At 49.1% G+C, this 25416-nt stretch carries 23 protein-coding genes; 2 read left to right on the top strand and 21 right to left on the bottom strand.

Annotated features, from left to right (window positions below; all coding sequences use genetic code 11):
- Positions 1-81: 81 nt before the first annotated feature.
- Positions 82-2460: an alpha-L-rhamnosidase gene (locus C8U37_RS09270; RefSeq protein WP_245879805.1), complete on the bottom strand. Its 2379-nt coding sequence runs from the start codon at positions 2458-2460 to the stop codon at positions 82-84.
- Between the two features lie 168 nt (positions 2461-2628).
- Between C8U37_RS09270 and C8U37_RS09265 the strand changes: the two genes are divergently transcribed.
- Positions 2629-3582, top strand: a complete 954-nt coding sequence (locus C8U37_RS09265; protein ID WP_108032963.1) for an AraC family transcriptional regulator — start codon at positions 2629-2631, stop codon at positions 3580-3582.
- Positions 3583-3913: 331 nt separating this feature from the next.
- Here C8U37_RS09265 and fic read toward each other — a convergent pair whose 3' ends face one another.
- From fic to sufC, 16 genes are all read right to left on the bottom strand, one after another.
- Entirely contained in the window at positions 3914-4516 is a 603-nt protein-coding gene (fic, locus tag C8U37_RS09260) for a protein adenylyltransferase Fic (RefSeq protein ID WP_108032962.1), read from the bottom strand.
- A gap of 330 nt (positions 4517-4846) precedes the next feature.
- Positions 4847-5290, bottom strand: a complete 444-nt coding sequence (locus tag C8U37_RS09255; RefSeq protein WP_108032961.1) for an Lrp/AsnC family transcriptional regulator — start codon at positions 5288-5290, stop codon at positions 4847-4849.
- Between the two features lie 86 nt (positions 5291-5376).
- Positions 5377-6570 (bottom strand): MFS transporter, encoded by a 1194-nt coding sequence (locus tag C8U37_RS09250; protein WP_108032960.1) that lies wholly within the window; start codon positions 6568-6570, stop codon positions 5377-5379.
- A gap of 12 nt (positions 6571-6582) precedes the next feature.
- On the bottom strand, positions 6583-7335 hold the full coding sequence (locus tag C8U37_RS09245; protein WP_108032959.1) for an amino acid ABC transporter ATP-binding protein: 753 nt from the start codon (positions 7333-7335) through the stop codon (positions 6583-6585).
- Positions 7336-7361: 26 nt separating this feature from the next.
- On the bottom strand, positions 7362-8333 hold the full coding sequence (locus C8U37_RS09240) for an NAD(P)-dependent oxidoreductase (RefSeq protein WP_108032958.1): 972 nt from the start codon (positions 8331-8333) through the stop codon (positions 7362-7364).
- Between the two features lie 16 nt (positions 8334-8349).
- Complete coding sequence (locus C8U37_RS09235; RefSeq protein ID WP_108032957.1) at positions 8350-9570, bottom strand: aminotransferase-like domain-containing protein; 1221 nt, start codon at positions 9568-9570, stop codon at positions 8350-8352.
- Between the two features lie 13 nt (positions 9571-9583).
- Positions 9584-10330: an amino acid ABC transporter ATP-binding protein gene (locus tag C8U37_RS09230; RefSeq protein WP_108032956.1), complete on the bottom strand. Its 747-nt coding sequence runs from the start codon at positions 10328-10330 to the stop codon at positions 9584-9586.
- Positions 10327-11037, bottom strand: coding sequence for an amino acid ABC transporter permease (locus tag C8U37_RS09225; RefSeq protein WP_108032955.1), 711 nt, complete (start codon positions 11035-11037; stop codon positions 10327-10329). The genes C8U37_RS09230 and C8U37_RS09225 overlap by 4 nt, the downstream gene beginning before the upstream one ends.
- A gap of 15 nt (positions 11038-11052) precedes the next feature.
- Complete coding sequence (locus C8U37_RS09220; protein ID WP_108032954.1) at positions 11053-11871, bottom strand: transporter substrate-binding domain-containing protein; 819 nt, start codon at positions 11869-11871, stop codon at positions 11053-11055.
- A gap of 14 nt (positions 11872-11885) precedes the next feature.
- Complete coding sequence (locus tag C8U37_RS09215) at positions 11886-12659, bottom strand: amino acid ABC transporter permease (RefSeq protein ID WP_108032953.1); 774 nt, start codon at positions 12657-12659, stop codon at positions 11886-11888.
- Positions 12660-13251: 592 nt separating this feature from the next.
- On the bottom strand, positions 13252-14025 hold the full coding sequence (locus C8U37_RS09210) for a hypothetical protein (protein WP_108032952.1): 774 nt from the start codon (positions 14023-14025) through the stop codon (positions 13252-13254).
- A gap of 396 nt (positions 14026-14421) precedes the next feature.
- Positions 14422-15816, bottom strand: a complete 1395-nt coding sequence (gene sufB, locus C8U37_RS09205) for a Fe-S cluster assembly protein SufB (protein ID WP_108032951.1) — start codon at positions 15814-15816, stop codon at positions 14422-14424.
- Entirely contained in the window at positions 15813-16298 is a 486-nt protein-coding gene (sufU, locus tag C8U37_RS09200; protein ID WP_108032950.1) for a Fe-S cluster assembly sulfur transfer protein SufU, read from the bottom strand. The genes sufB and sufU overlap by 4 nt, the downstream gene beginning before the upstream one ends.
- On the bottom strand, positions 16285-17520 hold the full coding sequence (locus C8U37_RS09195) for a cysteine desulfurase (RefSeq protein ID WP_108032949.1): 1236 nt from the start codon (positions 17518-17520) through the stop codon (positions 16285-16287). Before C8U37_RS09195 ends, sufU begins: the two co-directional genes overlap by 14 nt.
- Entirely contained in the window at positions 17517-18809 is a 1293-nt protein-coding gene (gene sufD, locus C8U37_RS09190) for a Fe-S cluster assembly protein SufD (RefSeq protein ID WP_108032948.1), read from the bottom strand. The genes C8U37_RS09195 and sufD overlap by 4 nt, the downstream gene beginning before the upstream one ends.
- 11 nt (positions 18810-18820) lie before the next feature.
- Positions 18821-19594: a Fe-S cluster assembly ATPase SufC gene (gene sufC, locus C8U37_RS09185; protein ID WP_086629058.1), complete on the bottom strand. Its 774-nt coding sequence runs from the start codon at positions 19592-19594 to the stop codon at positions 18821-18823.
- A gap of 255 nt (positions 19595-19849) precedes the next feature.
- Here sufC and C8U37_RS09180 point away from each other — a divergent pair, with 255 nt between their 5' ends.
- Positions 19850-20575, top strand: coding sequence for a gamma-glutamyl-gamma-aminobutyrate hydrolase family protein (locus tag C8U37_RS09180; RefSeq protein WP_108032947.1), 726 nt, complete (start codon positions 19850-19852; stop codon positions 20573-20575).
- Between the two features lie 284 nt (positions 20576-20859).
- Here C8U37_RS09180 and C8U37_RS09175 read toward each other — a convergent pair whose 3' ends face one another.
- The 4 genes from C8U37_RS09175 to C8U37_RS09160 all read right to left on the bottom strand — a co-directional run bounded on the left by C8U37_RS09175 (position 20860) and on the right by C8U37_RS09160 (position 23933).
- Entirely contained in the window at positions 20860-21216 is a 357-nt protein-coding gene (locus C8U37_RS09175; RefSeq protein ID WP_108032946.1) for a glycine cleavage system H family protein, read from the bottom strand.
- 18 nt (positions 21217-21234) lie between these two features.
- Positions 21235-21588, bottom strand: a complete 354-nt coding sequence (locus C8U37_RS09170; RefSeq protein ID WP_108032945.1) for an arsenate reductase family protein — start codon at positions 21586-21588, stop codon at positions 21235-21237.
- A gap of 30 nt (positions 21589-21618) precedes the next feature.
- On the bottom strand, positions 21619-22815 hold the full coding sequence (locus C8U37_RS09165) for an FtsW/RodA/SpoVE family cell cycle protein (protein ID WP_108032944.1): 1197 nt from the start codon (positions 22813-22815) through the stop codon (positions 21619-21621).
- Between the two features lie 128 nt (positions 22816-22943).
- Positions 22944-23933 (bottom strand): YihY/virulence factor BrkB family protein, encoded by a 990-nt coding sequence (locus tag C8U37_RS09160; RefSeq protein WP_108032943.1) that lies wholly within the window; start codon positions 23931-23933, stop codon positions 22944-22946.
- Between the last annotated feature and the right edge of the window lie 1483 nt (positions 23934-25416).

Raw genomic sequence — 25416 nt, 5'->3', positions numbered from 1 at the left:
ATTCCGCTCTGGGGCGACAACCCGCCCCTGATGCGGAAATGGTTTTGTTGCTGGATGACTAGTGTTTTTGTTTCGGGTTGGTCAGCCGATCGTAGGGACCGCTACGGGCTCTTGCAGGTCGAAAGTATAGCTGCCGCCAATCAATTCTCTTTCGCCAGCCGGTAGCTTGACGAAGGCGCGTGTCTGCTCCGGTACGCGTACCGTCAGCTGGTTTTCCTGCAGAACGATTTCGATCGAGCCGTAAGCCGTTTCGTACGCCAACTCGAAGGCTTCGATGCCTAAGCGCGTGTTCGGGGTGACGTAGAACTGCTTGAATCCCGGTTCCTTCACCTGCAGCCCGGCAATCTTGCGGACCATCCAGTCGCCCACGCAGCCGAAAGCGTAGTGGTTGAAGGAATGGTCGCCCACTCTGCCGTCGGGCTGGATACCTGCCCACGATTCCCAGATGGTCGTCGCGCCATTGTTCACTTCATACAGCCAGGACGGACATTCTTCCTGCAGGAACACGCGGCGGGCTGCCTCCTCTTCTCCGTTATCTACCAAGACATCCAGCAAATACGGAACCGACAAGAAGCCGGTATCCAAACGGTTGCCGTTGGCCGCCACCAATTCGACCAAGCGCTTCACCGCCGACTGCTTGGCGGATCCGCTCAGCATATCGAACGCGACCGCAATCACATAGCAGCCCTGCAGATCGACCTGCAGGAGGCCGTTCTGCCAGTAGGCCTCCTCGAACGCGGCCTTGACCTTTTCCGCATAAGCGCGGTATTCCGCAGCCGCTTCATCCTGGCCGAGGACTTCGGCGATGTCGCCCAGCAACGCGCTGGAATGGGCCAAAAAGGCTGTGCCGAAAATTTCCTTCGTCGCTTCCGAAGTCGCAATCGGCCCTTTGAAATCCGGACCGATCATGTAGCTCGGGAACATCCAGTCGCCGAAATGGAACTTGGTATCCCAGAGATAACGTGCATTCCCCGCTTTGTCTCCGGCCGCGCTTGCTTTGCTGAACGCATGCCATTTGAGCATTGCCGCATAGTTCTCGGCCAGGATTCCCTTATTTCCATAGCGCTGATAGAGCGTCCACGGAACCAGGATGATCGCATCGCCCCAACCTGCCGACGAATGGGTGCCGGTCAGGGACGGCAGGTTGAAATAATCGCTCGGCGCCGGGGAGTAATCGACCACTTCGCCGTTTTCCAGCTGATCTGCCCTGACGCTGTCCAGCCAGCGACCGATGAAGTCGTAGACATCCATGAAGAAAGTCGCTGTCGGGGCGAACACCTGCATGTCGCCGGTCCAGCCAACCCGTTCGCGCTGCGGGCAATCGGTCGGAATCGACAGCATGTTGCCCTTCTGGCTCCACTCGATGTTGTGCAGCAGCTGGTTGACTTTTTCATTATCCGTCCGGAAGCTGCCGGTCTTCTGCATATCTGTATGCAGTACGATCGCCTTCAGCATTGATTTATCCAGAACACCGTCGTATCCGTTCAAACGGACGTAACGGAAGCCGTGGAATGTGAAATCCGGCTCCAACTTTTCTTGTTGCCCCCGCCCGATGTAGACGTCGCGCTGATCCTTGTTGCGGCCGACGATGTTGTTGAAGAACAGCCCCGCTTCGTTCAACGCTTCGCTATGCTCCAGCACGATTTCCTGCCCTTTTGCCAAATCGATTTCCAAGCGCACGCGTCCCGCGATCACCTGGCCGAAGTCGATGATCTGAGCAACGCCCTCTTTCCATATCGCGATTGGCTCGAGCTTTTCCTGGGCTTTGACGTAGGCGCCTTTTTGCGGGACCAGGTTGTCGAAAGGATAGTCCGATTCCTGAACGTTTTCCAAGCCTGCCACATCGACGCTCGTCTCCCAATCAGCCGATACTAAGCTCAGATCCTGTTTTTCGCCGATGAATATGTCGCTGTATATATACTTTCCGGTAGTGGATACGAATTGTTCGTCGGTTCCTATGCATTCGGTCGTGCCGTCAGTATAGGAGATTTCGATTTCCCCCAATATCCCCAGCTTGTTCCCGAATTGCGCGCTGCCGCCGTTGACGCTTACGCGACCGCCGTACCAACCGTCAGCCAAAGCGACGGTCCAAACATTCTCTTCTGACAAGTGGTCGGTCACATCATACTCCTGATACTGCAAATATTTGTCGTAAGCGGTATTATCAGGCGTGAACAAGGCAGCCGTCACTTTCCGCCCATTTATCTTGGCCGTGTAAATCCCGTGCGCCGTCAGCGTCAGCGTCGCCTTTGCGACTTGTTTCCCCTGCGCTGTGGTGAAGATCTTCTTCAACAATTGCACAGGATGCAGCCGTTCCTCTACCGGCGCTTGCGGCAGGATTTTTCCGGAAAACATTTCCTGCAGCGTAAAAACCGGCTCTTCCATGATCGTCGCTTGGACCGGTTCGATCCATTTCCCTTTCCATTCCTTCACTTCTTTATTCATTTGATTTTGCAACACAGCATTTCCTCCTTGTAGTCGGCTTCAAAAACTGTTATCATCGAGTCAAAATATCGCATCGGTCGGTGATAACCTTTACATGCACAACTTTAACACCGCTATGTATGCGGTATCAATAGCATCTCTTGTCCTCATCATGCGTTTTTTTGTCCTAAGGAGGTTTTTTGATTGAACAACGTACTTTTTCAACATTACGATAAAATTCTGATGGATGATTTCATGCCATCGGTCGATTTCGAGGGGGTGTGGGCCGACAACAAAATCACGACCGACAAACAGCTGAAGGGCATCGAGGCCGCCGAGCAGCAGGATATTTTCCTGATCGGCCACCGGATGTCGCAGGAAACACCGCACCACAGCCACAATTTTTACGAAATCATCTGCATCCTGAACGGCGTCATCGAAAATTGCATGGGCTCCAAATCATTCTACATGAGCAGCGGCGACATCTGCATCATGAACCTGGCCAGCGCCCACTCGCTCAAAGTCGTCGATCCCGACGCGATCATCTTCAACATCTGCATCAAGGCCGACGAGATGCAGCATGGCACTTTCCGGAATCTTTTCAACTCCGATAATTTCATCGGCACGTTTTTGCGGGAAAATGATAATCTCGACTATCTCTATTTCCCGAACAACCACAAACGCAATTTGGCCGGACTGCTACAGGTCATCTTGACGACCTACGCCCGAGAGAGCGCCGCCAAGCCCTTTTTGCTGGCCAGCGAGGTTTTGCAGCTGTTCGCCGAATTGCTCGAGTTCAATGAATACAGCTATTACGGAATTGACGACAAAGTCCTGGCACTGTTGAGCTACATTGAAGCCAATTACCAGACGACATCCCTGGCCGATGTCGCCGAACGCTTCAACTACAGCGAAAGCTACCTGTCGCGTTACATCAAAAAACACACCGGCAAACAGATCACCAAAATCATCACCGAAAAAAAGATGGAAAACGCCGGCCTGCTGCTGCAAAATACCGACCTATCCATCCAAAATATTGCTGCCGAAGTAGGTTACCAAAGCTACAGCCATTTCCATAAGATATTCAAATATTGGTATAACCAGACCCCGGTGACATACCGCACACAGTATGAGATGCGGTTGCCGCAGAATAAATAGCAGCGTGCTCGCTTCCGCTGTTGCGCTGACCGGCGGTTTGGTCGATATCAAGTGGCCGCAGAAGGTGTTGCTGTATTTGGTGTCCTGTTCTCCGGCGAAGCGCTCCCCGCCGGAGGACAGTCTCCATTTTTCCCGCTCATCTCCGGTGACACGGGCTTTATCGGAGTTGAGATTCGGTCTTTGGTGCTGATCTCCGGCTAACGGGTCGTTCCCCGGAGATCCGGACCGATTGAATCTCTTTACTCGCCGAACCCCGTCTTGGGGCTGGCCTGAAACGCAACAAAAAAGCCGCAAATGTCAAATTAGTGACGTTTGCGGCTTTTTATCAACATTAAAGATCCTCAGTCGTATATTCTGTGTATCCCTCATAATAATAACTGACATCAATGCCCTTCATGTATACTTCCCGATCATCAATCGATGCGGTCAAAGCATTGCTTATCAGATATCTGATTTCCAGATCGTTGACAGGACTGCGTTCCATGGCTGACTGATAAGCATCTTTGTCGATCAGGTTCCAGTCCACCACTTTCTTCAGTTCTTTCTTCAGAATCAGATCCAACCAAATGCGTGTGCTGCGTCCATTTCCTTCACGGAAAGGATGGGCAATGTTCATCTCTACATATTTTGCAACAATTTCCTCGATTGTGGATTGTGGCATTTTATCAATTTGATTTAGTGAAACTTCCAAGTACATGACAGGTGCAAATCTGGAATTCCCCTTCGAGACATTCACAGTCCGGGTCTTGCCCGCAAAATCATAAATAGCTTCAAACAAATATCTGTGGATATCAGCCAAGCCTTTAAATGTACCGATTTCCAATTTTTCAATATCACCTGAATCGAATAGTCGTTTCGCATTCGCTTTACTGACTCGCTCTTCCGCCTTAGCCAACTCAACTTGACTGGTGATACCCAGTTTATTTTCCAGCACTCCGGCGCCCCCTCTGTTTCGGTTTAATCCCTGTTGGTATAATTGTATCAGATGACCCCTCGATTTCAAATAAGTAAACAGAATCGCACATCCTTATTGTGTGCTTGCTGACGGGAAGATAGCGACTGACACGAGCGTCAGCTCCGGCGAGACGACCGCCCACCGGAGATCACCGGTAATGATCAGCCGCAGCTCCGACGAAGCCGCGCTTATCGGAGATCGCATCATGAATGTTGGCTCAACTCCGGCGAAGCCTCCGTTCACCGGAGAAGAGCGAGAAAAACGCGAATAATAAGCAAGAACGCCGAAACTGGCTCTCGGCGTCTTTGCTTATTCGTTTATTTGGATTTGCAGGCCGCGTGGACCGACATTTGTTGAAAAGACGATATGCGTCTTGGTATCGCCAAAGCGCTGCAGGTCAGTAATAAATTCATCAAGTTCGATCGTGTTGGTAAAGTAGACCTTCAACAACATCGAGAAATCCCCGGTAATGCAGTCGCATTCCACGACATTGGGGATTTCTTCGACGTAACGGTAAAAATCTTGCTTATCTTTTGCATTGACTGCACAATTCACATAGGCCTTGATCAAAAAGCCCAATTTCTGATGGTCAAGAACAGCTTGATACGTACGAATGTATCCCATACCTTCCAAATTCTGCAAACGCACGGATACAGAAGGAGACGAAATGAAACACTCTTCAGCAATCTGTTTGACAGTGATTCGACTATTTTTTTGCATAATATTTAAAATTTTCCGATCTAATACATCCATAAAGGCCCCTCCGTTCTCATCATTTTCTTAATTTTAGTAAGAAATGATAAGAGTTGCAAGGTTGGGCTCACAAGATGTGTCATTCTTTATGACATTTGCTTTTTCTTGCCATTAAACAGAAGGTAAGTAAATAGAGCTGCTAGTCCAAATCCTCCGCAAAACAGGTACATGACTTGAAACCCATACAAACTGGCGATTACGCCCCAAAGCATTGCGCCACCACCGTAGGCTACATCCAGAGCAGCCGAGAAAATCGCTATCGCGCGTCCGCGTTCATGATCGGAAATACTCTGCAAAACAATTGTGTTCATGACCGGCAGCAAACTGGCAAAACCAATTCCATATAGGACAGCCGCTAAAAGAAGCTGGACAAGATCATCGGCATAAGCAAGTATGCCAAACGCTGCACTGATACTCAATATACTGCCGCAAATCAAAAACGTTTGATTGACGCGATTCATCATATATGGGAAGAGAAAACGAATCAGAACCGTGACAACCGTCATAACGGTGAAGTAGTAGCCTGCTCCGTTTATTTTCTTTTCGATAGCAAACTGCGCAATAAATGCGATCACACCGGAATTCGCAAAACAGATCAAAAACATGATCAGGCTAGGGAACGTGACGCCTCTATTCTTCATGACGGACAACGCTTTCGTCGCTCCGCCCTTCGTCTTTGGCTTTTCTCCGAAAAAAAGCGTTCTTGGCGATTCCGCACTTAAAAAAAAGCTTAAAACAAACGCGACGCTCGTCAACAAAAGCGCCACTCGAAACAACGCCTCAAATCCGTATGTTTCCACCACCGCCAACCCCAGCAGAGGCCCGATTGCGCCTGGGACTGCTTGGGCGATGCTGAAATAGCCTAAGCCGACGGATAACTGTTCCTTTGGGATCAAATCCGCCGCCATCGTCGCAGCACTTGTTGCTTGGATGCTGTTGCCTATTCCTTGGATCAAACGTAAACAAAACAGCATCAAGAGCGTTTGTAGCACATTCAATAAGGCGAAATCAAGGAAAAGAATCCCTAAACCAATCGTGAGCAGCAATCTGCGACCGTATCGGTCCAACAATATTCCGATCGGCAAGCGGAAAAATAAAGCCGAGATGCCTAAAATGCCTACGATACTTCCGGCAACCGCTTTTGACCCACCCAGTGCAGTCACATAGAGAGGCAACGTTCCCATTTGGGTCGTGATTGCCGTCATTGCCAAAAAGGTGATGCTGTTAACCAAGAGGAAATCTTTGGTCCAAAGCTTGCTTTTTACTTCCGTATATTCCACGTGTCATCCCTCTCAGACTGCTGTTTTGAAACGAACTTGCATTAAGAATTGTTTTGTCCGCTCTTCTTTAGGATCATCAAAGACTTCTGAAGGTGTTCCGGATTCAACGACAACCCCATCCGCCATAAAAACAACTTTATCCGCCACCTCTTGGGCAAATTGCATCTCATGGGTAACGATGATCATCGTTTGACCACTGTCGGCCAATTGCCTCATCACATTCAACACATCCCCGACAAGTTCCGGATCAAGCGCCGATGTGGGCTCATCGAACAAAAGGAGCTCCGGTGATAACGCCATCGCCCGGGCAATGCCGACCCGTTGCTGTTGTCCTCCCGATAGTTGGATAGGATACATCCCTGCTTTGTCCGCCATGCCAACTTTTTGCAAGACGGATTTGGCAACTTCTTCTGCCAGTTTTTTGGGGACTTTCCGAGGTGTAACCAAGCCTTCCATCACATTTTGCAAAACCGTCATATGGCTGAATAATTCATAGGATTGAAACACCATCGCTGTTTTTCGGGCAATTTCCCGGCTCTGATGCGTACCGATACGACTGAGATCATAGCGGAGGTCGCCGAGTTCATACATGCCTGCATCCGGCTGTTCCAAGAGATTCAAACAACGTAAGAAGGTGGTTTTGCCAGAGCCACTTGGTCCGATGATGCAGACAACTTCGCCTTTATTGATGGTCAAACCTACGTTTTTCAATATTTCGTTCTTACCGAAACTTTTTTTCAGTCCGATTATTTGCGCCTGGATCATCGTCATCTTCTCCTTCTTTTGGGTTCTCAAAGTGAAATCGTATTCCGGCAATTTCCTGCGATTATGATATCCCGCGCATTGGTCAAAGAGGTCTCAACAATTTCTTGCACAGCCAATTCTGTATGGTAGGCAATATGCGGTGTGATCATCACATTCTCGAAGGACATCAAACGGGAATAGTATGGGTTCTTTTCCCAACCGACGGAAAAATATTTTTCCTCATCTTCCAACGCATCCAATGCTGCACCAGCCAGTTTTCCGGTTGCCAGAGCCTGGATCAGCGCTTCGGTATCGACAATTTTCCCGCGCGCTGTATTCACAAGACAACTGCCGGATTTCATTTTTGCAAATGTTTCTTCAGAAAAAAGATGCGAGGACTTTTCGGATAAGGGAATGTGGATGGACAAAACATCCGATTCCTTCAACAGTTCTTCAAAAGAAACATAGCTGACTTTCCCTTTCAGACGCGGATTTTCTTGTGAGCTTGAGGCGATCACGCGTCCGCCCAAAGCATGGATCCCTTCTGCGACGACAGAGCCGATCCGGCCTGTTCCCAAGATTCCGACCGTCACATCCTGCAATTCTCTGCCGATTGTTGTTTTTCGGGATGATTTTGTCTGCAGGACGGTCGGAATATTCCGCAGTACCATCAAAATCGACATGATTGCAAAATGACCGACCGAAGTGGGACTGTAGGAAGGAACATTCGTCACTGTCAAGCCATATTTTTGGGCCCATTCGAAGTTGATCCCATCCACACCGGTTGATTTGACCGACAATTGATGAATCCCTTGTTCCCGCAACTTGCGGTAAAGCAGCTCGCTTTGGCGCATTTCCGGACTCGGATACAGGCAAATCCCATCATGGGGGCCGGCGAAATGGACATTTTCGCTGGATATGCCTTCGTTAATGATGGTCACGGGTATTTTGTTGCTGAAACTCCAGCGCTTGATGAATTTTTCTTCGTCTTCGCTGACCCCATAATATATCAATCTCATCTTTCCAGATCCCTCCCTAAATCACTTGTTTGTATGATGCAGGTGTCGCTTGTTTCAAAGCTTCACCGATTACTTTTACCCCGTCCACGATTTCCGAAAGTGTAGGTTTTGTGAAATTCAAACGGAAATAACTTTCATACCCTTCTTGCGCCACGCTCATCACATTTCCAGGGATAACGGCGACCTTGGCTTCATCCAATGCCGTATAGAATATTTCCGGATCCAATTCATCCGCCATCTTGCAGCAGATAAAATAGCCGCCAGTCGGTTTGATGAACTGAATTTTGTCTTCAGGCAATGCTTCAAGGCCTGCAACCATTGTTTCGAACTTTTCTTTATAATACAGTTTCAACGCCGAGACATGTTCTTCAAATTGATGATTCTGCATGAATTCCGCCAGCATCACTTGCCAATAAAAATTGGTGTGGGAGTCAGAAACCTGCTTGGCTAAAGCCAGTTTTTCCATGATTTCATCCGGCGCCATAATGAAGCCTAACCGCGCGCTAGGTGCCAAAATTTTGGAGAACGAACCCGCATACATGACACGCCCGTCCGTATCCATCTCCTTCAGCTTCATGATCGGTTCCCCGTAGTACAGGAGATCTCCATAAGGATCATCTTCGAAAATCAGCACATCATATTTTTGGGCCAAGCTGTAAATCGCTTGGCGTTTTTCCAGAGGAATCGATGTCCCCAATGGATTTTGAAAGGTGGGAATGAGATAGATAAACTTGATGCGTTGGTCAAATCGCAACAGTTCTTCAAGTGCTTCCACATCGACGGATTCTTCTGCGACATTCATCGGAATCGGTACGGGAATTGCTCCGTAGCCTTTGATCGCATTCACCGCGCCTGAGAAGGTTTGTTCTTCGCACAGCACGACGTCGCCCTCATCACAAAAGACTTTCACGGCAATATCCATAGCTTGGGTGGAACCCGATGTTATCAGTACCTGTTCCTCATTGTGAAGATTGGCGGTTGCCGCCAGCCTTTCTTTGACCAGCTTGCGCAGCAAGGGATAGCCTTCGGAAGCACCGTATTGCAAAAACGTTTCCGGATCGACTTCCGTGTATAATTTTTGCGAAATTTTTTGGAGGGTCTCCATTGGAAAGGCTTCAACCGGCGGAAAGCCGTAAGCAAATGAGATCACATCTTTGAGTTCCATGTTTTTACTTGCATTTTCCCGTAAAGGAGATGTTTTCAACCCCTTGATACGATTTGCGAAACGATATGCCATCTGATTTCCTCCTCTATCTAGCCATTTGAGTTGTGAAACGGGCCAAAAATGCTTTGGTCCGCTCTTCTTTTGTTTGCTCGAACACTTCCTTGGGTGATCCTTGTTCCACCACCAGGCCGTTTTCCATAAAGACGATTTTGTCCGACACTTCATAAGCGAATTTCATCTCATGCGTCACCAACACCATGGTTGCGCCTGTTTCGGCGATGTCCCGCAGGAGCGTCAGCGTTTGCCCAACCAGTTCCGGATCCAAAGCCGAAGTCGGTTCATCGAACAAGATCACTTTGGGATCCAACGCCAGCGCCCGCGCAATGCCGATGCGTTGCTGCTGGCCGCCTGACAGTTGGCTGGGATAAAAATCTTTGCGGTCGGACAAGCCCACTTGTTCCAACAAAGCATCCGCTACTTCATACGCTTCCTGCTTTGTCTTTTTTTTCGTCAGCAGTAGCGGCATCACAATATTTTCGCGCGCTGTCTTGTTGTGGAACAACGCATAATTCTGGAAGACCATCGCAGTCTGGCGTTGGTGCGCCAAAATCTCTTTTGGATTGGCTGTATTCACGATCGTTTCGGTCTCTCCCAGGAGAATGCTGCCTTCATCCGCCCGTTCCAAAAAGTTCAGACAGCGGAGAAAGGTTGTTTTGCCGGAACCGCTTGGCCCCAGAAGGGTGACCACTTCTCCTTTGGCGACATCCATATCGATGCCTTTGAGGACTTCTTGCTTGCCGAAGCGCTTGTGGATATTGCGTACTTCCATCATAAAATCGCCCTCCTCAATTTACGGGTCATGCGCTCTTCCAGGAGTTGCGCACCCTTTTCGATCACCAGGCTGATTCCCCAATAGATGACCGCAACCGCCACATAGGCTTCGAGGAACCGGTAGTTTTGCTGAGCTGTTATCTTCGCAGCTGCAAAGACATCGACGACACTGACCATCGAGGCTAAGGAAGACGCCTTAACCAAGCCGATCAATAAATTACTGAACATCGGCAAAGAGATAGGAATGGCTTGCGGCAACAGAACCCGGCGAATCGTCTGAAGGTTGGTCATGCCCATCGATTTGGCTGCATCGAACTGGCCTTTTTTGACAGCTGCAAATGCCCCGCGAAAAATCTCGCTGCTGTTGATCGTAGCCAATAGCGTCAATGCGGAAATGGCGATCCATACCATGTCGAAATCCCGGAAGCGAAGCGACCAATTCATGGATTCCGACCAAATGTCAAACTGTTTGGAAGCAACCAAGTACAGAGCGAGAATGATCAGCACCATCGGAATGCCTTTCAACAAAGTGACGACCACTTGAAAAAACTGGCTCAGTCCTTTGATGCGATAAAGCCGGATCAACGCTATGCCTAAGCCTAAAATAACGCCGATGACTATCGCTGTTACGGCCATGAATAATGTTGTGCCAATGTATTGGCTTGCTACTTGCAATGATTGGATCATCACCTCAAATTTGAAACTCATGGCCCTCATCCTTTCTTATTCTGGCACGTAATCACCATCTAAATATTCTTCGGAAAGCTCTTTAATGGTTCCATCCGCTTTTAATTCCTCTAACGCTGTATTCACGGCATCGATGAAGGCTTGATCAGTCTTTTTGTTGAACAGCAGGTAGGCATCCGAATTATGGACTGGCTCACTGCCGATTGCTAAGTTTTCATCAAAGGAACGGTTCCAGTTGTCGACTTGATATTTTGGTGCCAAAGATGCATCCACTGCTCCGGACGTGATCGCTTGAACGATCTGTTCGTTGTTGTATTCGCCGTAAACCAATTCAAAAGCACCGGGATTTTCTTCTAAATAAGTTTCAGCCATTGCTGCCTGGTTCGTTGCTGTTGTGGCGTAGACTTTTTTGCCGGCAAGATCGTCATAGGACTCATAAACGGTTCCTGCATCCGGATCCGATACAATGTACGTATCCCATACCACGTAGCCGACATCCCCGTATACAAATTTTTCTTGGCGCTCTGCATTTACTTCAAGTTCAAAGGCTGCCATCTGAACCTTATCGCTCTCCAGGTTAGACAAGGTTGTAGGGAAGTCCGCTCCTTCAAAAGTGAACGTGTAATCCGTCAGTTTTTCATCAATGGCTTTCACTACAGCGACATCATAACCATCATATTCGCCATTTTCATCCAAATAAGCATACGGCAGAGCTGCATTCCCAGTACCGACTTTGATTTCTGTCGCGCCGCTATCTGCAGCACTCTCGGTTTCAGCAGACCCGCTGCCGCACCCAGCCAATAGTACCCCTGATAACAATAAACTTGCTCCAAATCCCACTGTTGACTTTTTCATAAATAATTCCTCCTTCAATTTATCTCGATTTTTTGAACCTCTTTAATTTGAACATTTTTATTTTTAATGAGTAATATTTTTGGCAGTTGGAACGATGATTTTTTTGCTTCTGTGAAATTCATCCGTTTTTCCAACACGTCAAAGATTCGTTCAAGAATAATGCTCAAGGTAATGAACAGCACTGCCGCGCCTACGTAGCCTTCCAGCGTGTGGAAGGTCACAGCACCAATGGCACGCGCTTTCCCAACCACATCCACTATGCCGATCGTAAACGCCAGTGAGGTATCCTGCAGCAAAGCGACGGTGGTGGTACCAAACGACGGTAATGCCACGAGTACAACTTGCGGAAGAATAACACGCAGGTACATTTGCGACTTCGTCAGTCCACAAGCGATGCTGGCTTCTTTCTGCGTGATCGGTACACTCAAGATTGCGGCCCGAATGGTTTCCGATTGAAACGCTGCGGTATTCAATCCGTACGTAATGTAGATGAAAATAATTTTGTCCCATGATGACACATCAATTTGGATCGCCTGTAAGAGGCTGGGTACACCGTAATAAACGATGTATAACTGGACAAGAATCGGCGTTCCGCGAATAAAGGAAACAAATACTGCGGCTATTTGATTCAATATCGGTATTTTTTCCACTCGTATGAACGCAATAAAACTTCCTAACACCAAGCCTACAAGAGTCGCAATGCCTACAATCAACAAGGTCACGGGCAACGCACTGAGAATTTTTGGAAAAAATTCCCATACTATATCCCAACTAAAGAAACTTGACATTTTATTCCCTCCTCTCACATTTCGTTCAATTCATTCCTTTCTGAATTTCCAATAGAATACCTCACTGCCCCGTCCTTCCACAATATGTAGTGGCTTCTTGATACTTTAATTCGTAAATATCGCGCTTTTGATTATGAAAGTAAAAAATGAAGCGTTACCATGGTTAGATTATTTTGTGGGGGAAAGCGGGGCGGATTGCTTCCGTCGTGGGCAACCGGAGGAGCGGGCTCGGAGTTTTGCTTTTCTCCGGTTGCCGGGTCCTCGCCGGAGATCAGATCCTTCTTTGGTCACCTCCTCCGGTGGAGCGATCCTCGTCGGAGGTGAAAATACATTTCATTGCTGACCTCCGACGAGAGGGTCTTGGCCGGAGGTGCGGTCCTATTTAAGGTCAAGTCGCTATTCTCCGGAACCCCAGCCAACTCGGCCACCACGCAAAAAAAACAGCAAACGTCATACATTCAACGTTTGCTGCTTTTTATTTGTATTAACTACGCTGCCTTCCATATAATTTCAATAAAGACATTCGGAAAAGAAAGAGTTGTACGAAAAGCTATTAATTTCAATATTTTAATTATCATCAATTCATTTATTTTTATATTTCAGCGCTTATCATATTTTCAGCATCGTATTTTATTGGATTTTTTTCTAATTCTTTGATATCTAAGACACAAACCTCAGGTAAAGCTACTTTAAGATTATCTGATATTAAATGTTTAAAAGGTGTGAACCATATTAAATAGTCAATCTCACTTCCTCTTATAACTTCTAGGAACATATCATCCATCCAATGTAAATGTGGTCTTCCCTTCAAGATATCCCCCAAGGAAAGTTGCCCTTCCGAGGGAAAAACTACACTTTGAAAGTATGCGGATGACTCATCCATAACAAAAAATATAACCTTAAATTCAGGGTGATTTTGCCTATAACTCTTTATTTTATTGATATGATTACTGATAATATTCTTAAAATTTTTCTGATAATAAATATAATTATGGTCTTCTATAGTAGGCAGCCCTGTGTCTGGAATAACAAAAACATGTGGAACCTTGTGCAAGATTTCAGAATTCTTCAACTCATCCTCTAGTTGGCTTTCTCTAGCGTAAGTTGGATTTACAATTTTACCTTTCTTATTTTTAAAACCATGATCATCTATCCTCATAACATCCATCATCAACCCAAACTCTCCGCTAAAGTAATCTGGTGGCAAATCAGCTTTTCCAGAACTATCTTTCCAGTTGCTCCAATTCTTTTCATTGTGAATTAAAGAAAAAATTTTCTTTTCAGGTTCACTAGAACAATAACACTCGCTAATAGGTACACTTCTAAATTTTTCTAATATATTCTTCTCGTCATTGAAATATTTCAACTAACTATCACTCCTATTATTGAATTAGATTCGTACCTCTTTTTTTACCTTAGCACAATCCAATATTCGATTCTAGTTTAAATAAGATGGATTGAAAATATATATATCTATCAATTTTAGCGTCAATATAAAATTTGTCAGTTAACTTTGATTTCTGTGATAACCATAGAATTCAAATCATCAATGACATCTGTGTCTGTAAAGCTCCTCCAATAGTTTATGTTTTGTAAGTCGGTATCTGTCTAACCAAAGTACGTGGTTCATCAAACTCAACGGAAAACGTTGGTTTTGAAAGCTCTTCCCCATATTTTATACATTTTCTATTACATCCTAATTTTAGAACATAAAAAAGCCAAGAGCGCTGATAAATCAACATTCTTGACTAAAATCTATTTATTATCCCACTGATCCTTCCATTTCATACGCAATCAGTCTGTTCAACTCGACTGCATACTCCATCGGAAGTTCTTTGGTGAATGGCTCAACAAAGCCCATGACGATCATTTCGGTCGCTTGGGATTCGCTGAGGCCGCGGCTCATCAGGTAGTACAGTTGCTCTTCGGAGATTTTGGAAACTTTGGCTTCGTGCTCCAGGGAGACTCTGCCGTTGTGGATTTCGTTGAACGGGATTGTGTCGGAAGTGGAGATGTCGTCCATGATGATCGTATCGCATTCGATATGCGAGATCGATCCTTCCGATTTCTTGCCGAACTTCACTTGTCCGCGGTAGTTTACTGCTCCGCCGTCTTTGGCGATCGACTTGGAGACGATCGAGCTGGACGTGTACGGTGCGTTGTGGATCATTTTTGCGCCGGTATCCTGCAGTTGGCCTTTGCCGGCGAAAGCTACGGAAAGCATCGTTCCTTTGGCGCCTCGGCCATTCAGGAAAACACTCGGGTATTTCATGGTCACTTTGGCACCCAAGTTGCCGTCGATCCATTCCATTGTTGCATTTTCCAGGGCTACGGCACGTTTCGTAACCAAGTTGTAGACATTTGCTGACCAGTTTTGGATGGTCGTGTAGCGGCAGTAAGCATCCTTCTTCACGACGATCTCAACGACTGCGGCATGCAGGCTGTCGGCCGAATAAGTCGGTGCGGTACAGCCTTCAACGTAGTGGACGCTGGCGCCTTCGTCGACGACGATCAGCGTGCGTTCGAACTGGCCGGAGCCTTCGTTGTTGATACGGAAGTAAGTCTGTAATGGCACATCACATTTGACGCCTTTAGGCACATAGATGAACGTGCCACCGGACCAAACGGCCGAATTCAAGGCTGCTTCGAAGTTGTCCGTCGGCGGTACAACAGTGGCGAAGTGCTCCTTGAAGATTTCCGGATATTCCTTCAGGGCTGTATCCGTATCGGTGAAGATGATGCCCAGTTTTTCGAACTCTTCCTTCATGTTGTGGTAGACGGCTTCCGACTCGTACTGGACCGTTACGCCGGCCAGGTATGCGCGTTCGGCTTCAGGAATCCCGATCTTTTCGAAGGTTTCCTTGATTTCGTCAGGCACATCTTCCCAGGTCCGGGCTACTTTATCAGTGGCCTTCTGGAAATAGGTGATTTCGTCGAATTTGAGAGTGGATAGATCCGGTCCCCATTTCGGCAACCCTGCTTTTCTGTATGCTTCCAATGATTTCAGACGGAAATCCAACATCCATTGCGGTTCATCCTTTGATGCGGATACTTCTCTGACGATTTCTTCCGTCAGTCCTTTACCGGTGGAATAGATGATTTTTGCGTCGTCATGAAAGCCAAATTTATAATCGTCAACTACTGGTACTTCGCTCATAAGATCTCTCCTTCATGCGGGGATTCCGCTTGTTCTTCCCCTTTTTCTTTTTTGTCTTGGAGAATCGCTCTTTCCAAAGCCTTCCAAGCCAAAGTGGCGCATTTGATGCGGGCCGGGAATTTTGCGACGCCGTTCAAGACGATCGCTTCGCCGAGATGTTGCTCATTCGGCTCGATTTTGTCCTGGACCAGCAGGAAAAATTCTTCCGCCAAGGCCAATGCTTCTGCCTTCGTTTTGCCGATGACCACGTCCGTCATCATGCTGGCGCTGGCTGTGCTGATGCTGCAGCCGTGGCCGGAGAATTTGGCGGCCGTGATTGTGTCGCCGTCCATCGCCAATTGCAGCGTGATGACGTCGCCGCAGGTCGGGTTGTTCAGCTCGATCTGTTCATCGGCGTTTTCCAAGGTGCCGTAATTGTGCGGGTGACTGGAGTGGTCAAGAATGACATGGCGGTATAGGTTTTCTAGTTTAGATAAAGCCATCTTTGAAAAACTCCTTTATTTTATACAAGGAGGCGATGAATTGATCGGCCTCTTCGAATGTGTTGTAGAAATAGAAACTCGCTCTGGCTGTCGAAGATACATCCAAATAACGCATCAACGGCTGGGCGCAATGGTGGCCGGCGCGGACAGCGATGCCTTCCATGTCGAAAGCCGTAGCCAAGTCATGCGGATGGACCCCTTCCAGGTTGAAAGTGATGACGCCCGTATGCTTTTCCGGATCGGCAGGACCGTAGACAGTGATGCCTTCAATCGCCTGCAGTTTCGGCAGCACATAACGCACCATTTCCTTCTCGTAGGCTTCGATGGCATCCATGCCGATCGCTTCCAGATAGTCGACGGCAGCGCCAAGGCCGATTCCGCCGGCGATGTTCGGTGTGCCCGCTTCGAATTTCCAAGGCAGGACACTCCAAGTGCTTTCCTGGTCATAGACGAAATCGATCATTTCGCCGCCGAATTCGACTGGCTCCATTTTCTCAAGCAAAGCTTCCTTGCCGTAAAGAACGCCGGAACCGGTAGGCCCGAGCATCTTGTGGCCGCTGAAAGCATAGAAGTCGGCATCCAGTGCCTGCACATCGACTTTCATGTGCGGCGTCGATTGGGCGCCGTCCACGACGATGTAGCCGTTGTGTTGGTGGATCAATGCGGCAAGTTCCTTGATCGGGTTGGTGATTCCCAACACGTTCGAGGAATGGCAGACCGAGAGGATTTTGCCTTTTGCAGTGATGACTTCGGCCGATTTTTCGACATCGACGAAGCCGTCTGCAGTCAACGGCAAGTAGACCAATTTGGCCTTCTTGCGTTTCGCCAACTGTTGCCAAGGAACCACATTGGAGTGGTGCTCCATCGGCGTGATGTAGATTTCGTCGCCCTCTTCGACGATCAGATCGCCGAAGCCGACTGCGACCCAGTTCAGGCCGGTCGTCGTGCCGCGGGTGAAGAGAACTTCCTTCGTCGAAGCGGCATTGATGAAGCGGCGCAATTTTTCGCGGGCGGCTTCATAGGCTGAAGTCGCGCGTTCCGCCAGAGTGTGGACGCCGCGGTGGATATTGGCGTTGTCGAACGCATAATAGTGTTGGATGGCTTCCAGCACCTGTTTCGGTTTTTGTGAAGTGGCCGCGTTGTCCAGATAGATCAGCGGCTCATCGTTCACTGTCTGGAAAAGGATCGGGAAGTCTTGTTTGATTTTTTTAGCATCGATCAAAGCTTCATCAACTTCCTTTCGATCATCTCCACCAAACCGTCACGGATTTCTTTGACCGGGATGGCCGCGATGACCGTACCCAGGAATCCGCGGATGACCAGACGTTCGGCTTCCGCCTTAGGGATACCGCGGGAAAGGAGATAGAACATTTCTTCAGGGTCGACGCGTCCGACGCTGGCGGCATGGCCGGCTGTAACGTCGTTCTCGTCGATCAACAGGATCGGGTTCGCATCCCCTCTGGCGTTATCGGACAGCATCAGGACGCGGCTTTCTTGCTGCGCATCAGCGCCCTTCGCGCCTTTGATGATGTGGCCGATGCCGTTGAAGGTCAACGTCGAACGGTCCATGATGACCCCGTGCTGCAGGATATGGCCGATCGAATGTTTGCCGTAGTTCGTGACGCGGGTATCGATGCCCTGCACTTGTCTGCCTGTGGAAACGGCCACGACTTTGATTTCACTGTGGGAACCGTCGCCGATCAGATCGGAGTCGAAATCAGAGATGACATTGCCGTCGTTCATGACGCCGATTGCCCACTCGATGGAAGAATCCTTCAAGAGATGGCCGCGGCGGTTGATGTAAACGGATGTGTTTTCGCCCATGGTGTCGACTGCAGAAAATTTGACTTGCGCGCCCGTTTTCGTGATGACTTCAACGATGATGTTGGCGCTGTTCTTTTCGTTGCCTTCGGTTTCGTAGCGCTCCACGTATTTGACGGAGCTGTTCACGTCAGCGACCAAAAGCACGTGTTTGACAAAGCTTTCCTTCACGTGGGAATTCTGGATGAACAGAGCTTCCAACGGTTCTTCGATGACGACGTTCTTCGGCACGTAAAGGAAGACGCCGCTGTTCATGAAGGCTGTGTGGAAAGCGGTGAAACGGTCTTCTTCCGGCTTCACGGCTGTCGTCATGTAGTATTCTTGGACCAATTCAGCATAATCCTGAGCGGCTGTATATAAGTCGGTAAAAATGACGCCTTGATCGATCAAATGCTGTGGCAATTGCTCCATCAGCGTCACATTTCCGTATTGCACGATTTTCGGTGTGTCGCCCAAGTCGTATTGGAGACCTTGGCTGTTCACCAATTCCTCGCCGTATGCACCGGCAGAGATGGTTGTGTCAAGGAGCGGCCAACGGTGGTAGCTGATGCGTTCCATCAATGGGAAAGCCTGCTCTTCGTATTTTTCCAGCCATTCCAATCGTTTCGTGCGCATCCATTCCGGCTCTTCCTTTTCAATGGAAAACAGGCGAACCGCATCCAACAAGGACGTTTTTTCTTCGTTCAGCATGTGACGTCCTCCTATTCTTCATCCAAATGGATATCTAGACCTAATTCGTCGCGGATGCCGCGGTAGCCTTCCGCTTCCAGACGTTTCGCCAAGCTGGCGTCGCCGGATTTCACGATGCGGCCGTCCATCATGACATGGACGAATGTAGGGTGTACATAATTCAAGAGACGTTGGTAATGGGTGATGATCAGGACGCCGAAGTCAGGACCGGCCATCAGGTTCACGCCTTTGGAAACGACTTTCAGAGCATCGATATCCAGACCGGAGTCGATTTCGTCAAGGATGGCGAATTTCGGTTCGATCATCATCAACTGCAGGATTTCGTTGCGTTTCTTTTCTCCGCCTGAAAAGCCTTCGTTCAAATAGCGTTCAGCCATTTCTTCCGGCATGTTGAGGATTTCCATTTTTTCGTCCAATTTCTTGATGAAGTTCATGACCGAAATTTTGTCGTCTTCCGGGCGGCGGGCGTTGATGGCTGCGCGCATGAATTCAGCGTTTGTGATGCCGGCGATTTCGCTCGGATATTGCATCGCCAAGAACAGGCCTGCGCGTGCGCGTTCGTCGACTTCCATTTCCGTCACATCTTGGCCGTCCAAAAGAACTTGGCCTTGTGTGATTGTGTAGCTCGGATGACCCATGATTGCTTGTGACAAAGTCGATTTACCCGTTCCGTTCGGCCCCATGATGGCATGGATTTCACCGGTGTTCATCACCAGGTTGACACCCTTCAAAATTTGTTTATCCTCAATGGAGACATGCAGATCTATTATTTCTAAAGTAGACATAAATTAACTCCTCACAATCTATATATTTTAATCGAACCTTCATAATTAACACTACGACTATTTTAACCCAATTGAAAACCTTTCGCAATGGAATCATTATGAAAACCCCATTCATCAACGATAATTTTTTTCAATTTATAATCATTATAAACTATCGGCCAGTTTTGTCCACTTATAAGAACGATTCTTTCCCATATTCTCAATTATGATGTAAAATGGTAAAAATCAGCCAAAAGCGAAAGGAAGACAACATATATGAGACCATTGATCGGCATCACCGGCAACCAATTACTGGAGGCGGTCCCTGCTTTCTCAGGGATTTCCGTCGCCTATACTCCCATCGGATTCGTGAAAGGAGTCCAGGCCGCAGGAGGCAATCCGCTGATCATTCCGATCGGTGCGCCCAAAACGGCAGCGGACTATATCGCCAAAATCGACGGGCTGTTGTTGACGGGCGGACAGGATGTTTCCCCGAACTTTTACGGCGAAGAACCGAGCCTGCATATCGGCGCGACCTTCCCTTTGCGCGATGACTTCGAAATGGCGCTTGTAGAGGAAGCCCTGAAACAGAAGAAGCCGATTTTGGCGGTCTGCCGCGGCTTGCAGATTTTGAACGTCCAGATGGGCGGCAGCCTGTACCAGGACCTTGCCCATGAATATCCGGAAATGCGCATCCAGCATAATCAAAAAACAAGTTTCGCCTATGCCACCCACTCCGTCGTTGCGATAGAAGGCAGCCACCTCCACGAACTGGTCGGCGAAAAGCTTTCGGTAAATTCCTTCCACCACCAAGCATTGAAGGTCGTCGCCAAAGGTTTGCAGCCGGTAGGCTACAGCCCGGACGGTCTTGTTGAAGCCGTCGAAGCAACGGATCCGGAACAAAGCATTCTCGCCATCCAATGGCACCCGGAGACGATGATACCGGAAGCGAAAAACATGCGCCTGTTCTTTGAGGATCTGGTGGCGCGGTCAGCGCACTGAGTGTGTTTTGACTGGATGGGGGTCGCCTGCTCCGGTTAGGGGGCGTCGGCCGGAATTGCGGACGAATATGTCAGCTGTTCTCCGGTGAGGGAACCCTCGCCGGAGGAAAACATAGGATAATCAAGCTCTCCTCCGGCCAAGATCCTCTCCCCGGAGGACAGAGCCATACGACGCCGGCTCCTCCGGCCAACCCGGCCTTCGCCGGAGAAAAATCAAAACAACAAAAAAGGCAAGCACTCGGACTCGACGTCCGGCTGCTTGCCTTTTTAGCTTTTCACATTCTTCTAAAGTCCGGATTCGTTCTGCAAAGCTTCGAAAGCTTCATCCGAGACGTCCGTCAGAGCGACGATCCAGTTCACTGTTGCATCGGTGCTGTTCAGGTTCTCCGGATTGTTTTCCAGCGCTTCATTGACGGCTGTGATCGTGCCGGCCAAAGGTGAAGTCAAATCAGTCATTGCTTTGGCGGCTTCGACGCCGATCAGGGTATCGGTCGTTTTGATTGCGCCCGTTTCAGGAAGATCGATGAAACTGACTTCGCCCAGGTCATCCTGGCCTTTTTCGGATAGGCCGATGATGTACTTGTCCGCTTCCTTCTTGATCCAGAAGCCGTTCTCGCTGTATTTCACTGTATTTTCAGTCATGTTGTTTTCCTCCTTCGCTTATTTCCAGGTAGTGGTTAATTTCTCTTCGTCATGGCCGACCGTAATCTGCGTGCCGTCTGTGACGAAAGGCCGACGGATCAACATACCGTCCGATTCCAGCAGGTCCAGCGCTTCATCCAGCTCCATGCTGTCGAGTTTGTCCTTCAATTGCATTTCCTTGTACAAGTTGCCGCTCGTATTGAACATGCGGCGTAGCGTCAGATTGCCTGATGTGATCGCTTGGCGGATGCTTTCCCGGTCCGGGCGCTCTTCGCGGATGTCCTTCAATTCGTAGGCGATGCCTTCTTCGTCGAACCAAGCGCGCGTCTTTTTGCAGGTCGAGCATTGGGGATGTTGGTAAATGGTAATCATACGTTTGCCTCCTGGCGTTAGGGTTTAGGGTCAGATTCCGAAATGTTCGTCCTCTTCCGAGAACATGTAGCTGCGGTAATGGTACCGCATCGACATGACCAGTCCGATCCCGAGCATATTGCCGAGGAGCGCCGAGCCCCCTTGCGAAATGAACGGCAACGGGATACCGGTGATCGGCAACAGCCCGATCGTCATGCCGATATTTTCCAACACGTGGAACAGGATCATCATGATGACGCCCGTCGCCATGTAGGCATAAAATTCATTTTTCGTATCGAAACAGATGCGGATCATCTGATAGATCAGCAGGAAATAGATGAAAATGAGAAAACACCCGCCGATGAAGCCAAAATTCTCGCCGATCGTTGAGAAGATCATATCGGAAACGCGCACCGGCACGTAGACTTCGGAAACACCGAGGCCTTTGCCGAACAGTTTGCCTGATCCGATCGCTTTCATGCTTTGCGCCAGTTGATAGGCATCCCCGGTGCTGTCCCCAAACGGGTCGAGCCAGGAATCGATCCGGGCGAATTGATAATTCTGGAAGCCGAAATTCAGGAGCACATCGCGGTTATAGACAACCAGGTAGATGAGCAGCGATCCAAGGGCACCGATCGTCCCGAATACGGGCAGCAGGATTTTCCAGGATACACCGGAAAGGAACGTCATGCCGATGATGATAGCCAGGAACACGAGTGTCGTCCCGAGGTCATTCTGCAGGATGACCAGCAAAAGCGGCGCTGCCGACCACATGGCGATCTTCAGAAGCAGATTCATGTCCGTCTTTTCGGTCCGGTCATCGATATGCATATTGTGCTCGGTGATGACGCGTGCCAGCATGATGATGAGCGCGACCTTCACGACCTCCGAAGGCTGGAAAGTGACGCCACCGAAGCGGAACCAACTCTTCGCCCCTTGCAGCGCATAAGTGTTGCGGTCGTAGAAGATCAGTACCAGGAACAGAAGCAGAACACCCGCTCCATATGCAATCGGCGCTACTTTCCAGAGTTGTTCGGAATCAAAATGCATAACGATGGCCGCGGCGATGATGCCGATGCCGTACCAGACGAGTTGCATGATGGTCGTTTCGATCCCTCCGTCCGTCTGCAGGACAGTGGTTGAATAAATCGTCAGGATGCTGATGATGGCCAGAAGGAACACGGACAGGATAATGCCGTAATCGATCTTCGAAACATCCGCATTCTGCGTAGTTTGTTGATTTCGCATGATTAAATCCTTTCTTTCTAAAACAATAGGCTTACTATCTTTTCATTATATAGAAACTTCGCCCAAAAAAAAAGGCGAGGAGGTTTAAAAAAAAACTAAACCTCTCTGCCCTGTTTTTCAGGATTCAATCATACGTCTGCTTGTTTGTTCCCTTGGATGCGCAGTTTTTTGCGGATCAGACGCCTTTTCAGCGATTGTTCGTTGACGGTCAACGCCAATGCGTTCTTCGAATAACGGATCGCATAGCGGCTCTCTTCCTTCAGGACAATCGGCAACGGCCGGAAATAATGGTACAGCATCACGTTGAGGAAGCCTCCCAGTATCAACACTGTCCCCATCAAATACAGCCACAACATCAGCGTGATCACGACCCCGATTGCACCGTTCCCGATGGCCTGTCTGCCAGCGATTCCGACGTAAAAGGAGAACAGTTGCGAAATCAACAGAAAGCCGATCGTGGCGAACGCCGCACCAGGCACCGAAAATTTGAATGACCAGCGCACATTCGGCACCACGTAATAAATGACCGTCATAATGATGGCGATGATCAGGAAGGCACCGATCCACCGGACATTTTCGAAGGCTGTGATGAAGTCCAACTGGATGGACAAAAATTCTTCAAAAAAATGCTGGATGTATCGGCCGAACATGAACAGAAAGGCGACCAGCGCAATCATGGCGACCAACAGAAAGGCGATCACAAACGAAAAAATCCTGTGGACGATGAAATTCTTGCGCATCTTCGTGTTGTACACTTGATTCAGAACATTCTGAAAGACATTGAATGCTTTCGAAGCCGTCCAGATCGACAGCACCAGCCCGAATGAAACGACCTCACCGCTGCCGCTGTTCAAGTATTGTTCAAGTATCGGCGTAAGCGTGTTACTGACTTCAAGCGGCAAGGCCATCTCCACGTAGGCCAGCACCTGCTCCCGCGGTAACGGCAACAACGGAATGACGTTTCCCAGCAACAACATTGTCGGAAGCAGTGCCAGCAGCACATAGTAGGCCATCTCAGCCGACTGCCGCCCGATCTCCATCCGGCCCCAATGTTGTTGAAACAAGCCGATGATTTGGCGCATTTTTGGATTTTTGATGTATTTCCCTAGTACGTTCATTATTTTTTCCTCCCGCCAAACTCTATAGCTTAATCATAGCCAAAAGCGGCTGCGATTGCTACAGATATCCCTTCAGATTGTGGCCTTCATCGGCGCTGCTCGCCGATGCGGACGGACTCTGTGATCCGGTTAAGGGGTCGTTCGCCGGAGCTGGAGATACAAAAAGAATATTACCTCCGATCAGCACGGCTTCGCCGGCGTTCGGCTGCTGGAAAATGAATCAGCTCCGGCCAGCATTCCCTTGCCGGAGTTGGTCGACGGCGCAGACGCTGTTCTCCGGGCAGCGCACCTCTCACCGGAGCTGGCGATTTTCTCCGGTTAAGGGGTTGTTCGCCGGAGATGGAGATCCGAAAAGAATATTACCTCCGATCAGCACGGCTTCGCCGGCGTTCGGCTGCCGGAAGATGAATCAACTCCGGCCAGCATTCGCTCGCCGGAGTTGGTCACCGGCGCGGATGCTGTTCTCCGGTCAACACATCTCTCACCGGAGCTGACTCTGTGCTCCGGTAAGGGGTCGTTCGCCGGAGATGGAGATCCGAAAAGAATATTACCTCCGATCAGCACGGCTTCGCCGGCGTTCGGCTGCCGGAAAATGCATCAGCTCCGGCCAACATTCGCTCGCCGGAGTTGATTACCGGCGCGGATGCTGTTCTCCGGGCAGCGCACCTCTCACCGGAGCTGACTCTGTGCTCCGATGAAGGGGTGGTTCGCCGGAGAAGGAGATCCAAAAAGCGTATCACCTCCGATCAGCACGGCTTCGCCGGCGTTCGGCTGCTGGAAAATGAATCAGCTCCGGCCAGCATTCGCTCGGCGGAGTTGGTCACCGGCGCGCACGCTGTTCTCCGGTCAACGCATCTCTCACCGGAGCTGACGATTTCCCCCGGTTAAGGGGTGGTTCGCCGGAGAAGGAGATCCAAAAAGAATATTACCTCCGATCAGCACGGCTTCGCCGGCGTTCGGCTGCTGGAAAATGAATCAGCTCCGGCCAGCATTCCCTTGCCGGAGTTGGTCACCGGCGCGGATGCTGTTCTCCGGGCAGCGGATCTCTCACCGGAGCTGACGATTTTCTCCGGTTAAGGGGTCGTTCGCCGGAGAAGGAAATCCAAAAAGCGGATTACCTCCGATCAGCACGGCTTCGCCGGCGTTCGGCTGCCGGAAAATGCATCAGCTCCGGCCAACATTCCCTCACCGGAGTTGGTCACCGGCGCGGACGATTTTCTCCGGGCAATGCACCTCTCACCGGAGCTGGCATCCAGAACCGCAAAACCTAAAAAGGCACAAAACTGAAAAGGAGCAACACTCCTGCAGCACAGCGGCTGCAGGAGTGTTGCTCCTCAAACAAAGGTTCTATAATAAATGGTGTTGATGAAGTAAATTTCATCAACACCTTTTTTGTGAAAAGTGCAAAAAAAAGGACAAATGAAATACTCTGTTAAAATAAAGGTGACTAAGCCAGATATTTTAAGGAGTGATTTCATTTGTC

It is taken from the genome of Trichococcus patagoniensis, from assembly GCF_003051085.1.
GTDB lineage: Bacteria > Bacillota > Bacilli > Lactobacillales > Aerococcaceae > Trichococcus > Trichococcus patagoniensis.
Note: the sequence above shows the minus strand (reverse complement) of the source record. Positions and strands in the feature narration are given on the sequence as shown.

Bases quoted from the DNA above. Each gene is read 5' to 3' on its own strand.
- C8U37_RS09170 (WP_108032945.1), bottom strand. From the start codon at position 21,588: ATGATTACCATTTACCAACATCCCCAATGCTCGACCTGCAAAAAGACG.
- C8U37_RS09235 (WP_108032957.1), bottom strand. From the start codon at position 9,570: ATGGCATATCGTTTCGCAAATCGTATCAAGGGGTTGAAAACATCTCCT.
- C8U37_RS09230 (WP_108032956.1), bottom strand. From the start codon at position 10,330: ATGATGGAAGTACGCAATATCCACAAGCGCTTCGGCAAGCAAGAAGTC.
- C8U37_RS09225 (WP_108032955.1), bottom strand. From the start codon at position 11,037: ATGAGTTTCAAATTTGAGGTGATGATCCAATCATTGCAAGTAGCAAGC.
- C8U37_RS09240 (WP_108032958.1), bottom strand. From the start codon at position 8,333: ATGAGATTGATATATTATGGGGTCAGCGAAGACGAAGAAAAATTCATC.
- C8U37_RS09160 (WP_108032943.1), bottom strand. From the start codon at position 23,933: ATGAACGTACTAGGGAAATACATCAAAAATCCAAAAATGCGCCAAATC.
- C8U37_RS09215 (WP_108032953.1), bottom strand. From the start codon at position 12,659: ATGTCAAGTTTCTTTAGTTGGGATATAGTATGGGAATTTTTTCCAAAA.
- sufC (WP_086629058.1), bottom strand. From the start codon at position 19,594: ATGTCTACTTTAGAAATAATAGATCTGCATGTCTCCATTGAGGATAAA.
- C8U37_RS09180 (WP_108032947.1), top strand. From the start codon at position 19,850: ATGAGACCATTGATCGGCATCACCGGCAACCAATTACTGGAGGCGGTC.
- C8U37_RS09255 (WP_108032961.1), bottom strand. From the start codon at position 5,290: ATGGATGTATTAGATCGGAAAATTTTAAATATTATGCAAAAAAATAGT.
- sufB (WP_108032951.1), bottom strand. From the start codon at position 15,816: ATGAGCGAAGTACCAGTAGTTGACGATTATAAATTTGGCTTTCATGAC.
- sufU (WP_108032950.1), bottom strand. From the start codon at position 16,298: ATGGCTTTATCTAAACTAGAAAACCTATACCGCCATGTCATTCTTGAC.
- C8U37_RS09220 (WP_108032954.1), bottom strand. From the start codon at position 11,871: ATGAAAAAGTCAACAGTGGGATTTGGAGCAAGTTTATTGTTATCAGGG.
- sufD (WP_108032948.1), bottom strand. From the start codon at position 18,809: ATGCTGAACGAAGAAAAAACGTCCTTGTTGGATGCGGTTCGCCTGTTT.
- C8U37_RS09245 (WP_108032959.1), bottom strand. From the start codon at position 7,335: ATGATCCAGGCGCAAATAATCGGACTGAAAAAAAGTTTCGGTAAGAAC.
- C8U37_RS09175 (WP_108032946.1), bottom strand. From the start codon at position 21,216: ATGACTGAAAATACAGTGAAATACAGCGAGAACGGCTTCTGGATCAAG.
- C8U37_RS09165 (WP_108032944.1), bottom strand. From the start codon at position 22,815: ATGCGAAATCAACAAACTACGCAGAATGCGGATGTTTCGAAGATCGAT.